The 14,080-nt window shown below is 70.3% G+C and carries 11 protein-coding genes; 9 read left to right on the top strand and 2 right to left on the bottom strand.

The features are described 5' to 3' along the window. Positions 1–35 precede the first annotated feature (35 nt). Complete coding sequence (locus JK364_RS09240; protein WP_201849492.1) at positions 36–572, bottom strand: HNH endonuclease; 537 nt, start codon at positions 570–572, stop codon at positions 36–38. A gap of 454 nt (positions 573–1,026) precedes the next feature. Between JK364_RS09240 and JK364_RS09235 the strand changes: the two genes are divergently transcribed. Then, complete coding sequence (locus tag JK364_RS09235; RefSeq protein WP_201849491.1) at positions 1,027–2,127, top strand: mechanosensitive ion channel family protein; 1,101 nt, start codon at positions 1,027–1,029, stop codon at positions 2,125–2,127. 64 nt (positions 2,128–2,191) lie between these two features. On the opposite strand, the gene JK364_RS09230 is transcribed toward JK364_RS09235, so the two are convergent. Then, positions 2,192–4,177 carry a S53 family peptidase gene (locus JK364_RS09230; RefSeq protein WP_372461932.1) on the bottom strand — a complete coding sequence of 662 codons (1,986 nt, stop codon included), beginning with the start codon at positions 4,175–4,177 and terminating at the stop codon, positions 2,192–2,194. 239 nt (positions 4,178–4,416) lie between these two features. On the opposite strand from JK364_RS09230, the gene JK364_RS09225 reads away from it, so the two are divergent. From JK364_RS09225 to JK364_RS09190, 8 genes are all read left to right on the top strand, one after another. Beyond that, positions 4,417–5,652, top strand: a complete 1,236-nt coding sequence (locus JK364_RS09225; RefSeq protein WP_201849489.1) for an ROK family transcriptional regulator — start codon at positions 4,417–4,419, stop codon at positions 5,650–5,652. A gap of 171 nt (positions 5,653–5,823) precedes the next feature. Then, the gene (locus JK364_RS09220) at positions 5,824–7,152 is read left to right on the top strand and encodes an extracellular solute-binding protein (RefSeq protein ID WP_201849487.1); all 1,329 of its coding nucleotides are present in this window, start codon (positions 5,824–5,826) and stop codon (positions 7,150–7,152) included. A gap of 11 nt (positions 7,153–7,163) precedes the next feature. Continuing rightward, positions 7,164–8,117, top strand: coding sequence for a carbohydrate ABC transporter permease (locus JK364_RS09215; RefSeq protein ID WP_201849477.1), 954 nt, complete (start codon positions 7,164–7,166; stop codon positions 8,115–8,117). Between the two features lie 27 nt (positions 8,118–8,144). Next, positions 8,145–9,050 carry a carbohydrate ABC transporter permease gene (locus JK364_RS09210; protein WP_201849475.1) on the top strand — a complete coding sequence of 302 codons (906 nt, stop codon included), beginning with the start codon at positions 8,145–8,147 and terminating at the stop codon, positions 9,048–9,050. Further along, positions 9,047–10,309 carry a 6-phospho-beta-glucosidase gene (locus tag JK364_RS09205; protein WP_230991637.1) on the top strand — a complete coding sequence of 421 codons (1,263 nt, stop codon included), beginning with the start codon at positions 9,047–9,049 and terminating at the stop codon, positions 10,307–10,309. Before JK364_RS09210 ends, JK364_RS09205 begins: the two co-directional genes overlap by 4 nt. Before the next feature lie 74 nt (positions 10,310–10,383). Continuing rightward, entirely contained in the window at positions 10,384–11,451 is a 1,068-nt protein-coding gene (locus JK364_RS09200; protein ID WP_307841200.1) for an N-acetylglucosamine kinase, read from the top strand. A gap of 133 nt (positions 11,452–11,584) precedes the next feature. Further along, positions 11,585–12,994: a GlnX family signal transduction membrane protein gene (locus tag JK364_RS09195; protein WP_201849473.1), complete on the top strand. Its 1,410-nt coding sequence runs from the start codon at positions 11,585–11,587 to the stop codon at positions 12,992–12,994. After that, positions 12,991–14,031 carry a glutamate ABC transporter substrate-binding protein gene (locus tag JK364_RS09190; RefSeq protein WP_201849471.1) on the top strand — a complete coding sequence of 347 codons (1,041 nt, stop codon included), beginning with the start codon at positions 12,991–12,993 and terminating at the stop codon, positions 14,029–14,031. The genes JK364_RS09195 and JK364_RS09190 overlap by 4 nt, the downstream gene beginning before the upstream one ends. Positions 14,032–14,080: the final 49 nt, after the last annotated feature.

Here is a 14,080-nt window from a genome sequence, read left to right as displayed (position 1 = left end):
GCTCCCGCGAGCAGACACAGAAATGGCCCGGTCTCTCAGGCAGATTTGCCGTCGATCCGGGCCATGGCATCTTCCGCGCCGTATGCCTGGAGGTATGGCAGCCAGCGCGGGTCCCTATGGCCCGTGCCGATGATCCGCCACGCGAGGCCCGACGGCGGCGCCGGTTGATGGCGCAGCCGCCAGCCGATCTCGGCGACATGGCGGTCTGCCTTGACGTGATTGCAGCGACGGCACGCGGCGACCACGTTCTCCCAGGTGTGCTGCCCGCCACGGCTGCGCGGGATGACGTGATCGACGCTGGTTGCGACGCCACCGCAGTAAGCGCATCGGCCGCCGTCGCGGGCGAACAGGGCGCGGCGGGTGAGCGGGACGGGGCCGCGAAAGGGCACCCGCACAAAGCGCTTCAGCCGGACGACGCTGGGTGCGGGGATCACGCTGGTAGCGCTGTGCATCAGGGCGCCTGAGTCCTCGAGGCTGACGGCTTTGTCATTGAGGACGAGTACGAGCGCGCGGCGGAGCGGTACGACGCCGAGGGGCTCGTACGACGCGTTGAGGACCAGGACATGCGGCACGGGGGCCTCCTTGTACGCCGGCGGCGCGTGGCTCGCGCCGGGACGATCTCCCCCAGTTTCCCCTGAACCCTGGCCGGAACGCCACTATCACCGGGTTAACGGTTGAGAGGCATTTCCGCGTACCGCACGTATACCCTCCGTACGCGGCGGCGACACCGGCCGCTTGACCACCGCCCTGTCGGGCTTCCGGCGCCCCTGCGCACGAGGTGCGCGGGGAGCGGGATACCCCCGCGAAGTGGCAAGAATCACGGCCCGCTCCGGCCGGTGGCGCCGCACGGCCCCCGGCCGGGGCAGACGGTGGAATTGCCGCCTCCGGACCCGCCCGAACGCGCCCCCTGACCGCGCTCGCGCGCTCTCGAACACAGGAACGGCGCGTCTCGCACCCGGCTACTGTGTGAGAGGTTGCGTGCGCGGGCGATCCGTGTGGGCATGTCGCATACGAAGGGTTTCTGCTGTGTTCTGGTCCGCTGCTCTGGCCGCTGACTCGACGCCTCGTCCCACGACTCTCGACGATGCGCAGAAGAGCGCCACGAACGCCGCGGGCTGGGTGGAGGAGAACTGGTCCACCTGGCTCGGCATCGGGCTGCGCATAGCCCTGATCCTGATCATCGCCTTCGTGCTCCGGTCCGTGGTCCGGCGGGCGATCACCAAGCTGATAGACCGCATGAACCGCACGGCCCAGGCCGTCGACGGCACCGCGCTCGGCGGGCTGCTGGTCAATGTGGAGCGAAGGCGCCAGCGGTCAGCGGCGATCGGATCGGTGCTGCGCTCCGTGGCCTCGTTCCTGATCATGGGCACCGCGGGGCTGATGATCCTCTCCGCGCTGGAGATCAATCTGGCGCCGCTGCTCGCCAGCGCCGGGGTCGCGGGGGTGGCGATCGGCTTCGGCGCCCGCAATCTGGTCACCGACTTCCTCTCCGGCGTCTTCATGATCCTCGAGGACCAGTACGGGGTCGGCGACACGGTCGACGCCGGGGTGGCCTCCGGCGAGGTGATCGAGGTCGGTCTGCGCGTCACCAAGCTGCGCGGGGACAACGGCGAGATCTGGTACGTGCGCAACGGCGAGGTCAAGCGGATCGGCAACCTCAGCCAGGGCTGGGCGACGGCCGCGCTCGATGTCCAGGTCCGGGCCGAGGAGGATCTGGAGCAGGTCCGGGCCGTGATCACGCAGGTCGGTGTGGACATGGCCAAGGAGGAGCCGTGGAACGAGCGGCTCTGGGAGCCGATCGAGGTCCTGGGTCTCGACGCGGTCTATCTGGACTCGATGATCGTCCGGGTGTCGGCGCGGACCATGCCCGGCAAGGCGCTCGGCGTCGAGCGGGAGCTGCGCTGGCGGATCAAGAAGGCGCTGAACGAGGCGGGCATCCAGCTCGTCGGCCGGCCTCTGGACCCGGAGCTCCAGACCGACGCCACCGATCCGAGCGCCACCACGGCGGCGCCGTCGGCGCTGGCCAACCCGGACTCGCCGCAGTCGGCGGCGGCCAGCCCGATCGCTCCCGGCGCCGGTCCGGCCGCCGCCCCCTCCGCGACGGTGCCGCCACCCGCGGCGAAGTGAGCTCGGCGGACATGATGCGGCTCCCGCCCCGGAACGGAACGGGAGCCGCGTCCGACCTGGCCGCTCAGCGGCGGTGGTGTCCGCCGAACGAGGTGAGGTAGCCGGCCGCGGGCGTGCCCACACCGGTCACGTCGTCATAGCCCACGACCGCGTGGAGCGAGCTGTCCCGGCCGAGGCTGCGCAGCGAGGTCACCAGCCCGTCGGTGTCATCGTGGCTGTTGACGTAGTCGACCCGGACCACGCCCAGCGAGACACCGGCGCCCAGCGGGTGGTCGGTCACATCGTGGTACGAGGCGGTGCCGTACCGGTCGTACAGCGACGGGTTGGCGAAGCCGATCGGCTGGCCGCCGCGCGCCTGCTGGGCGAGCGCCTGGACACCGGCGATCACGGGCGCGGCCAGCGAGGTGCCGCCGATGCGGTACTCGCCGTACTGGAGCGATCCGTCCGGGAAGGTCTGCGTCTGGCCCACCAGGAAGCCGGTGTTGGGGTCGGCCACGGCCGCGACGTCCGGGGTCACCCGCTGCTTGGCGGTGCCGCCGTTGGCCTGGGCGAGCGCGTCCGGGACCACGCCGCGCTGGTAGAAGGGCTGGGCGACGGTCTTGCTGGTGCCGCCTCCGGCGCCGGAGGTGTACGCGCCGGGCAGCGCGTCCCAGTTGGTGCCGTCGGCCGAGAGGGGAGCCTTGGTGGTGCCCCAGCCGGTCTCCCACTGGTACTTTCCGCCCTTGCCGACGGCCAGGGAGGTGCCGCCGACCGCCGTCACCCACGCCGAGTTGGCCGGGGTGTCGACCTGCTTGGTGCCGGTGGACGCCACGTTGTCGCCGTTGTCACCGGAGGAGAAGTAGAAGCCGATGCCCTCGACGGCGCCCTGCTGGAAGATCTGGTCGTAGGCGGCGGCCACGTCCGGCGTCTCGTTGGCCTCCACATCGCCCCAGGAGTTGGAGACGATGTCGGCCAGCCGGTTGTCGACGACCTTGGCGAGCGAGTCGAGCAGATCGTCGTCGGTGCAGGAGGCTCCGCCGACGTAAGTGATGTCGGCCGCGGGCGCCACCGCGTGCACCGCCTCGACGTCGAGGGTCTCCTCGCCGTACCAGCCGCTCGCGTCGCACTCCTCGGTGTACCGGTAGTCGGCCGGCAGCACCTGCGTCAACTGGCCCTTGCGGTAGCCCGGGTCGCCGTTGCGCTTGGCGTACTGGGCGGCGTCCGCGGCGATGGTGGGCGAGGCGAAGGCGTCGGTGATGGCCACGGTGACGCCCTTACCGGTGTGGCGGCTCTTGGCGCCGTAGGCGGCGCGCAGCTGCTTGCCGGTGTACCCCTTGATCGCGTACGGCTGCTTGGCGCCGTAGGCCGAGGGCAGGCTCCGGTCGGTGCGGGAGCCGTAGTAAGAGGAGAACGGCCCGGCGTTCTTGAAGACCGGTCCGGGGGGCGGGAGGGTCTCGTCGTGCTTGGCCCGCTTGGGCGCGTTGTCCAGGCCGACGACGGTCAGCACGGCGCCGTGGAGCGAGGCGGGCACGGTGGCCGCGTTCGACGGCGCCCGGTAGACCTTGCCGTCCTTGGTGTAGTTGTGCAGCTGGGTGCCGAACGCCCGCTCGGCGGCGGAGACTTCGCCGGTGACCGACAGATAGTGCTGGTTGCCACCGGTGACCTCGAGCCCGGCGCCCTTCAGCCAGGCGGTCACGGTGTCCTTCTGCTGCCGTGTCGGTCCGAAACGTGCCTCGGTCTGCCGGGCCGACAGGAACTTGGCGTAGTCCCGCGAGGAGGGGTCGGACACGGCCTTGGCGTAGTCGGCCAGCCCCTTGGCGTCCCGTCCGGCCAGATAGACGCGCGCGGTGACCTTATTGCCGTCATCGGTCGCGCCGCGGTCCGAACGCGCCGTCGCCCAGGCGGGCTTGGTGCCGTTCAGGGTGTCACGGCCGTGCGGTGCGGAGTCGGCCTGGGCCGTGGGTATGCCGAGCGCCAGCGCACCGGCCACCAACGGCAGCGCCGCCGCCAGCCCCAGGGCCGTGCGCTTTCTGGAACGGGCCGTGCGCTCCCGGGAAGAAATAGATCTCACCTAGCCCCCTTGCGATTCGAGTCGTCGCATGACAGTGGGGGCTGACGATCACAGTCACCCCACCGGAGGCCACTCTTACGGTGACTTGTCCATGCCAGGTACATGGATGATCCATCTCTTCGCCAAGAACCCGCCAAGGAAAGCCCGCCTTTGACCCATTGACGCCGCCCCGGTCCGCCCCCTAGCTTGCTATTCATCAATAGGAAACTTTCTTAACAGAGTGAGACGGGGGCACCACCATGGCCGCATCACCCGGCAGCAATACGCAGGGCGGCACACCCGGGACCCCCCGCGTCCTCCGCGCCATGAACGACCGCACCGCACTGGAGCTGCTGGCCGCCCACGGACCGCTCACCCGGACCCGGCTCGGGGAGCTGACCGGGCTGTCCAAGCCCACCGCCTCCCAGCTGCTGACCCGCCTGGAGTCCGTCGGCCTGGTCCGCACCACCGGGAACGTCACCGGACGCCCGGGGCCCAACGCGCAGCTGTACGAGATCGATCCGGCCGCCGCCCATGTGGCCGCGCTCGCCGTGGACCAGGAGGGCATCACCGCCGCCGTCGCCGACATCACCGGCCAGGTGGTCGGTGAACACCGGGTGACGGCCCCGGCGACCGACGCGAGCGTGACCAACCGGACCGGGGAGCTGGTCGCCGAGGCGGTGGACGGGGCGCTGGCCGCCGCCGGGCTCGGCCGGGACGATCTGCACTCCACCGTGATCGGCACCCCCGGCGCGCTCGACCCGCGCACCGGGACGCTGCGCTACGCCCCGCATCTGCCCGGCTGGCAGTCCCGCACCCTGCGGGACGACCTGGCCGAGGTGCTGCACACGCCGATCGTCATCGAGAACGACGTCAACCTCGCCGCCATCGCCGAACAGCACCACGGCACCGCCCAGGACTTCGACGACTTCGCGCTGGTCTGGGCCGACGAGGGGGTCGGCGCGGCCATCGTGCTCCATGGCACCCTGCTGCGGGGTGCCACCGGCGGGGCCGGGGAGATCGGCTACATGCCGCTGCCGGGCGCCCCGCTGGCCCGGGGCGGACCGGACGCCGCCGCCCGGCCGGACGGGGGCGGCGGGTTCCAGAAGCTGGTCGGCTCGCCCGCCGTCGTGGAGCTCGCCCGCGACCACGGGATCGACGCACCCACGGCCACCAAGGCGCTCGCCACCGCGCTGCGCACCCCCGGCCCGGGTGACGAGGTGCTGACCGAGCTGGCCCGCCGGCTGGCCACCGGGCTGGCCTCCGTCGTCGCCGTGGTCGACCCGGAGCTGGTCGTCCTTTCGGGTGAGGTCGCACAGGCCGGCGGGGACCGGCTGCGTCAGCTGGTCGAGGCCGAGATGACCGGTCTCGCGCTGCCCAGCCCGCAGCTGCGGATCAGTGAGATCGAGGGGGATCCGATTCTCATCGGCGCGCTGCGGACGGCGGTCGCCGATGCCCGTCAGACCGTTTTCGACACCGCCCGGTTCGACGCCTGAGTCACCGGGCGCCGCTCCACCACCCCGTATGTCCTCTCTTTCCCGCTGTCCGTTCTCCCCCTTGCCCGCTCTCCCCGAGATGTGTCCGCTCTCCCCTTTGTCCGTTGTCCGGCGCCCCTCACCGCCGCTTCCCCTGCCGTCCCCTCGTACCGCAGTAAAGGAAGTCTGCCCATGGCACGAAAACTGGCCGCTCTCGCCGCAGCACTGAGCGCCGGCGCCCTGCTCCTCACGGGCTGCGCCAATCCCAGTACCGGCAGCGCCGAGGACGATCCGACCAAACCCGTCACGCTGAAGTTCTGGCACGGCTGGTCGGAGGACAGCGAGGTCAAGGCGATCGATGCCGGCATCGCCCGGTTCGAGAAGCTCCACCCCAATATCAAGGTGAAGGCCACCGGGAATGTCACCGACGCCACCGTGAACCAGGCGCTGCGGGCGGGCGGTGGCGACGCCCCCGATGTCGTCTCCTCCTTCACCACCAACAATGTGGGGCAGTACTGCTCCTCCGGGATGTGGGTGGACCTCGATCCGTTCATGAAGAAGACCGGCCTGGACAAGACCAAGGTCTTCCCGAAAACGCTGCTGGACTACACGAGCTATCAGGGCGCCCAGTGCGCCCTCCCGCTGCTCGCCGACGCGTACGGCATGTACTACAACAAGGACGCCTTCGCCGAGGCGGGCATCAAGCGGCCGCCCCGCACCATGTCGGAGCTGCGGCGCGACGCCGTCAAGCTGACCAAGCGCACCAAGAGCGGCGGCTATGAGCGGGTGGGCTTCATGCCCAATTTCCGGCTCTACCAGAACAGCCCGGACCGGTTCCTCGCCCAGTGGGGCCCCACGTACTTCGACAAGGACGGCAAGGCGCGGCTGGCGAAGGACAAGGCGGCCAAGGATTTCTACGCCACCACCGCGGAGCTGATGCGAAGCCAGGGCGGGTACGGCCCGCTGGAGACGTTCCGTACCTCCTTCGGCGATGAGATGTCGTCCCAGAACGCCTTTCTCACCGGAAAGCTCGCGATGCACATGGACGGCGAATGGCGCGGGCTCTTCATGAAGGGCGCGAAGTTCAAATGGAGCACCGCCCCGCTGCCCGTGCCCGACGACCGGCCCGAGACCTATGGCCGGGGCTATCTCACCGGCACCGTGGTCGGCATCGCACACAGCAGCACCCATCAGAACGCCGCGTGGGAGCTGGTGAAGTTCCTGACCGCCAACACCGATCAGGTGGTCTCCTTCGCCAACGCCATTCACAATGTGCCGTCCACCAAGGCGGCGCTCACCTCCCCGAAGCTGGACTCGGATCCCACCTTCCGGGCCTTCCTCGATATCGCGCAGAACCGCTACAGCACCGCCCTGCCGCCCTCCATCAACGGTGGCCAGTACGTCACCTCGCTGCAGGACTTCTCCTACGGCGTCGAGGCGGGCAAGGTGCACGATCTGAACGCGGGGCTACGAAAACTCGATGACGAGATAGACGCCGACAATCTCCAGGCACAGAACTGACGGAGTGCGATATGGCCACCTTGACGAACGCCCCCGCCCTGCGCCGTAAAGCCCGGCGCGAGCGGCTGCGCACCCTCGGCTTTCTCTCCCCCTGGCTGGTCGGCTTCACCGTCTTCTTCGGCTATCCGCTGGTCGCCACCGTCTACTTCTCCTTCATGCACTACAACCAGATCGAGGCCCCGACCTTCGTGGGGCTGCGCAACTGGCGCTATGTGCTGGAGCAGATGCCGCTGTTCGGACCGGCGCTGTGGAACACGCTCTGGCTGGTCGTGGTCATGGTCGCGCTGCGGGTCGTCTTCGGCCTGGGAATCGGGCTGCTGGTCACCAAGGTGAAGTCCGGGGTGGGATTCTTCCGCACCGCCTTCTATCTGCCGTATCTCGCCCCTCCGGTGGCGGCCACCGTCGCCTTCGTCTTCCTGCTCAATCCCGGTACCGGCCCGGTGAACGACATTCTCGGCAGCATCGGGATCCACGCGCCGAACTGGTTCAACGACCCGGACTGGGCCAAGCCGTCCCTCGTACTGCTCTCCCTGTGGGGCATCGGGGATCTCATGGTCATCTTCATGGCGGCCCTGCTGGACGTCCCCAAGGAGCAGTACGAGGCGGCCGACCTGGACGGCGCCGGGGCGTTCCACAAGTTCCGCTATGTGACCTGGCCGTCGATCACCCCGATCGTGATGTTCGCGGTCGTGACGGGTGTCGTCCAGACCATGCAGTACTACACCCAGGCGCTGGTCGCCGGAAAGCTCGCCTCCGGGGTCAGCGTCGGGCCCGGATCGGTCATCCAGCCCGGCTATCCCGACCATTCCACGCTCACCGTGCCGCAGCTCGTCTATTCGCTCGGCTTCCAGAACTTCAACACCGGAGCCGCCTGCGTGCTCTCGCTCGTGCTGTTCGCGATCGCGATGGCCGTGACGACGCTGCTGATGCGCAAGCGTGCCGGGCTGCTGTCGGCCGATGACTGAGCCGAGGACTGAGAGGACCGATTCGCCATGACCGCCACCACCGCCCTCTCGGCGCCGTCCGCGCCCGCGCGCCCCGCCGCCGGACGCTCCCCCGCCCCCGCCGCCCGCCGCCGCGCCGCGCTGCACTGGATCGCCGTGCACACGGTCGCCATCGCCGCCGCGCTCTTCTTCATCCTGCCCTTCGTCTTCGTCTTCCTGACCTCGGTGATGAGCGACGGCCAGGCGCTGAGCGGCGACCTGTGGCCCACCGAATGGAACTGGTCGAATTACGCCGATGTCTTCAACACCCCGGGCTTTCTGGACTGGTGGCGCAATTCGCTGATGTACGCCGGGCTCGGCACCCTCTTCACCGTCTGTTCCTCCATTCCGGTGGCCTACGCCCTGGCCAAATTCCGCTTCCGCGGCCGCCGCACCGCCATGATCCTGGTCATCTCCACGATGATGCTGCCGCCGCAGGTGATCGTGATACCGATGTATCTGGTCTGGGCCCAGCAGCTGCATCTGTCGGGTTCGCTGTGGCCGCTGATCATCCCGATGGCGTTCGGCGACGCGTACTCCATCTTCCTGCTGCGCCAGTTCCTGCTGACGATTCCCCGGGAGTACCTGGAGTCGGCGAAGGTGGACGGCAGCGGCGAATTCGGCACGCTGCTGCGCATCGTGATCCCGATGGCCAAGCCGGGGATCGCGGCCGTCGCGCTGTTCCAGTTCTTCTACTGCTGGAACGACTACTTCGGCCCGCAGATCTACGCCTCGCAGAATCCGGGCGCCTGGACGCTCAGTTACGGCCTGGAGAGCTTCAAGACCGCGCACAGCGTCAACTGGAATCTGACGATGGCCGCGACCCTGCTCGTCATGGCCCCCGTCATCATCGTCTTCTTCTTCGCTCAGAAAGCCTTCGTCGAAGGCGTCACACTGACAGGAGTCAAGGGTTGAAGCTCGCAGTCGTGGGGGGTGGGTCCACCTACACCCCCGAACTCATCGACGGATTCGCCCGGTTGCGGGACGTGCTCCCGCTGGAGGAGCTCGTCCTGGTCGACCCGGCGGCCGACCGGCTGGAGCTGGTCGGCGGGCTGGCGCGAAGGATCTTCGCCAAGCAGGGCCACCCGGGCACCATCTCCTGGACCGACGACCTGGACGCGGGCGTGGACGGCGCGGACGCGGTCCTGCTGCAGCTGCGCGTCGGCGGCCAGGCCGCGCGGAACCAGGACGAGACCTGGCCGCTGGAGTGCGGCTGTGTCGGCCAGGAGACCACCGGCGCGGGCGGACTGGCCAAGGCGCTGCGCACGGTCCCGGTGGTGCTGGACATCGCCGAGCGGGTGCGCCGCCGCAACCCCGACGCCTGGATCGTGGACTTCACCAACCCGGTCGGGATCGTGACCCGCGCGCTGCTCACGGCCGGGCACCGGGCGGTCGGCCTGTGCAATGTGGCCATCGGCTTCCAGCGGAAGTTCGCCAAGCTGCTGGGCGTGGCCCCCGGCGAGGTGACGCTGGAGCACGTCGGCCTCAACCACCTCACCTGGGAGCGCGCGGTGCGCGTCGGCGGCACCGACGGTGAGGATGTGCTGCCCAAGCTGCTCGCGGAGCACGGCGAGGCGATCGCCGAGGACCTGCGGATGCCGCGCACACTGGTCAGCCGGCTCGGCGTCGTCCCCTCCTACTATCTGCGCTACTACTACCAGCACGACGCGGTGGTACGGGAGCTGCGCAGCAAGCCGTCCCGGGCGGCGGAGGTCGCGGCGATCGAGCGGGAGCTGCTGGAGATGTACGGCGATCCGGCGCTGGACGAGAAGCCCGAGCTGCTCGGCAAGCGCGGCGGGGCGTTCTACTCGGAGGCGGCGGTCGATCTGACCTCGTCCCTGCTGGGCGACACCGGCGAGGTGCGGATCGTCAATACGTTCAACGAGGGCACGCTGCCCTTCCTGCCGGACGACGCGGTGATCGAGGTCCCGGCGGCCGTCAACGCGCAGGGCGCGAAGCCACTGCCCGTGCGCCCCCTCGAGCCCCTGTTCGCCGGTCTGGTCGCGAATGTCACCGCGTACGAACACCTGGCGCTGGAGGCGGCGTTGAAGGGCGGTCGGGAGCGGGTCTTCCAGGCGCTGCTGTCCCACCCCCTCATCGGCCAGATCGAATACGCCGAGAAGCTGACCGACGACCTCATCGCGCACAACCGGGAGCATCTGGCGTGGGCCTGACCCAGTCCGTATCGACCCCCTCTCCTTCCCCTTCGTCGTCCTCCCCCTCGTCCGCTTCCCCGCCGGACGGGTCGGTGCTGGCGATCGACGCGGGCAACAGCAAGACGGATGTGGCACTCATCGGCCCGGACGGCTCCGTCCTCGGCGCGGCCCGCGGCGGCGGCTTCCGGCCGCCCGTCGTGGGCGCCGAGCAGGCCGTCGGCTCGCTCGCGCCGCTGGTGGAGGAGGTGGCGCGGCAGGCGGGCCGGTCCGGTCCACCGTCCGCGGGGCATGTCTCGGCCTGTCTGGCCAACGTCGATCTGCCCAGCGAGGAGGAGGAGTTGACGGGCGTCCTGGCCGAGCGCGGCTGGGGCGCCACCGTCACGGTCGCCAATGACACCTTCGCCCTGCTGCGGGCCGGGGTCGGGGACGACGGCGAGCCGACCGGCGTCTCCGTGGTCTGCGGCGCGGGCATCAACTGCGCCGGGATCGGCCACGGTGGCCGGGTGGCCCGCTTCCCCGCCATCGGCCGGATCTCCGGCGACTGGGGCGGCGGGGGCTATCTGTCGGAGGAGGCGCTGTGGTGGGCGGCGCGGGCGGAAGACGGCCGCGGCGAGCCGACCGAACTGGCCCGCGCCCTGCCCGCGCGCTTCGGCCTCACCACCATGTACGAGCTGATCGAGGCGCTGCATCTGGGCCGTCTGGAGCCGGGGCGGCGGCATGAGCTGACGCCGGTGCTCTTCGCGGTGGCCGGGGCAGGCGATGAGATCGCGCGGGCGATCGTCGACCGCCAGGCGGAGGAAGTGGTCACCATGGCGGTGGTCGCCCTCGGCCGGCTCGACCTGCTGGGCGAGGAGACCCCGGTGGTGCTGGGCGGCGGGGTGCTCGCGGCCCGCCATCCGCTGCTGGACGACCGGATCCGCGAACTGCTCGCGGAGCGCGCCCCGAAGGCCGAGCCGCGGGTGGTCACCGCACCGCCGGTGCTCGGCGCCGCGCTGCTGGGCCTGGACCGCACCGGCGCGCCGGAATCGGCGTACGCCCGGCTGCGCGCCCACTACGCCCCGGCCGACGAGACCGCCCCGGCCGATGACACCGCCCCGGCCGACGACGACTCCGCAGCTGATGACGCGGAAAGTGGAACCGAAAGTCCTTCCGAAGCGTAATGAAAAGGGGAGGGAAGATCGCGATCCGAACAAGATCCAGGCTCGACCGGTGACCTCTCCTGGCGCCGCGGTCCATACTGCTGCGACACCGACCGCGACACCATCCAGGAATCCGGGCCAAGGGGGAGGTCTTGTGTCATACCCGCCGACCACCGGCAGAGCCGCACCGCCGCCCGCGCCCGCGGCCCCGCCGCGGACCGCGTGGGCTGAGGGGCTCGACCGGGCGCGGGCGGCGGCGACGACCGAGCCCGGCCGGCTGCGCGTCATCGGGGCGGTGCTGGCCGCGCTGGTGATCGCGTTCGGCGCGGTCACGGCCTGGCAGGTCTCCGACCGGCAGACCGCGGCGGACGCCGTGGCCGAGCGCAGCCAGCCGCTGAGCGCCGACGCGGCGCAGATCTACCGCTCCCTCGCCGACGCGGACACCACGGCCACCGGAGGCTTCCTGGCAGGCGGCCAGGAGCCTCCCCAGGTCCGGCAGCGGTTCGTGCGGGACATCGACACCGCGTCCAAGCTGCTGGTGCGGGCCGCGGCCAATACGGAGGGCTCGTCCTCCGCCCGCGACGAGATACAGAAGATCAATCAGCTGCTGCCGGTCTACACCGGTCTGATCGACTCCGCGCGCGCCAACAACCGCCAGGGGCTGCCGCTGGGCGGCGCGTATCTGCGCTATGCCAACGACACCATGCGCGACAAGCTGCTGCCCGCCGCGGGCAGGCTCTACCAGGCGGAGACCGCCCGTCTCGGGGAGGACTACGAGGACGCCGAGGCATGGCCATGGGTGGCGATCGCCACCGGCCTGGTCGCCCTGGGCGCGCTGGGCTGGGCCCAGCGCCGTGAGTTCCAGCGGACCAACCGGGTGCTCAGCCGGGGCCTGCTCACCGCCACGGCCGCCTCCACGGTGGTCATGCTGTGGCTGGTGGTCGGCCACGCGGTCGCCAGCACCCAGCTCAGCGACTCCAACGACCACGGGGCGAAGTCCCTCCAGGTGCTCAACGAGGCGCGGATCGACTCCCTGCGGGCCCGCGCCGACGAGAACCTGACCCTGGTGGCGCGCGGCGCGGTCGTCGTGGACGAGGACGGTGCCAACAAGGGCAAGGACGCCTACGAGGTCAGCTACGGCTCGCGGATGTCCGCGCTCGTGGGCAAGGCGTCCGGCGACCGTCCCTCGGACGGCAGCCTGCTGGACAAGGCGCGCGCCCTCGCGGACGACGACGAGGGCCGCGAGCCGGTGGAGAAGGCCGGCGGCCGGGTCCACGAGTGGCAGGTGCGGCACAAGGCCGCCCGCGCCGCCGACGACGGGGGCGACTACAAGACGGCGCTGACGAAGGTCATCGGCGCCGAGGGCAGCACGGGCGAGTCCTTCGACGCGGTGGACAGCCAGCTGGCCAAGGCCCTCGACCATGAGCAGCGGGAGTTCCAGCAGGCCGCCGACGACGGACGCGGCGCGTTCACCGCCATGGCGCTGGGCGCCGGGGTGCTGGCCGTGCTGGGAGCCGCGGGAGCGGTGCTGGGCATAGGCCGCAGACTGTCGGAGTACCGATGAGGACGATGGGGGGCGGAAGCATGCGATCGCTGCGATCGGCCGCCGCGGTGACGGTATGCGCTCTGGGCGTGGCCACGGCCATCGCGGTCCCGGCGGTGATGGACGACGGCGGGGACGGCGACGCCAAGGGCGGCGCCCGGCAGCCGCATACGGTGCGGACCGGCGCCGAGGCCGCGGCGGCGGACAGCTGCCGCGATCCCGAGGCGAGCCTGCGCCCGTCCAGTGCGAGCGGCCCGGCCATCAAGCGGATCAAGAACCGTGAGGTCAACGGGCACAAGCTCAACAAACTGATCGCCGGCGTCGACCAGAACAGCTACCGCTGGGGATACCGCGATCCGGCCACCGGCGACCTCACCGGCTTCGACATCGACCTGGTGCGCGCCATCGCCGACGACATCTTCGGCGATCCGGACGCGGTCATCTTCCGCACCATACCCACCAGTCAGCGGATCAAGGCCCTGCAGCAGGGCAAGGTCGACGTCGTGGTGCGCACCATGACCATCAACTGCGACCGGATCAAGGACGTGGCGTTCTCCACCGCGTACTTCCAGGCCGGGCAGCAGGTGCTGGTCCCCGACGACTCGTCCATCACCGGCTACAACAAGACCCTGCGCGGCAAGAAGGTGTGCACCGCGCAGGGTTCCACCGCCGAGGCCGAGCTGGACAAGCCCGACACCGGGGCCGAGCATCTGGGCGCGATCAAGGTGAAGCCCGTCCCCAACCAGCTGGACTGCCTGGTCAGACTGCAGCTCGGCCAGGTGGACGCGGTGATCACCGACAATGCGCTGGCGGCCGGCCAGGCGGCCCAGGACCCCTCCGTCAAGCTGGTCGGCTCGCGATTCACCGATGAGTTCTACGGCGTGGCGATGAACAAGGACGACGACGACCTGGTACGCCGGGTCAACAAGGTTCTGGAGAACTACCGCCAGGGCGGGGCGGGCAGCCCTTGGATGCAGGCCTACCAGAAGTGGCTCGCCAAGGACTTCAGCACGGCGCAGGAGAACCCGACGCCGCCCGCCCCCGAATACAAGGACTAGCGCGGGCAAGGACTAGCGGGGACGAGGACCGGCGCGGACGAGGACCCGC

It is taken from the genome of Streptomyces endocoffeicus (assembly GCF_016741935.1).
Classification (GTDB): Bacteria; Actinomycetota; Actinomycetes; order Streptomycetales; family Streptomycetaceae; genus Streptomyces; species Streptomyces endocoffeicus.
The sequence above is the reverse complement of the archived record's forward strand: the minus strand, read 5'-3'. Positions and strand labels throughout refer to the sequence as shown.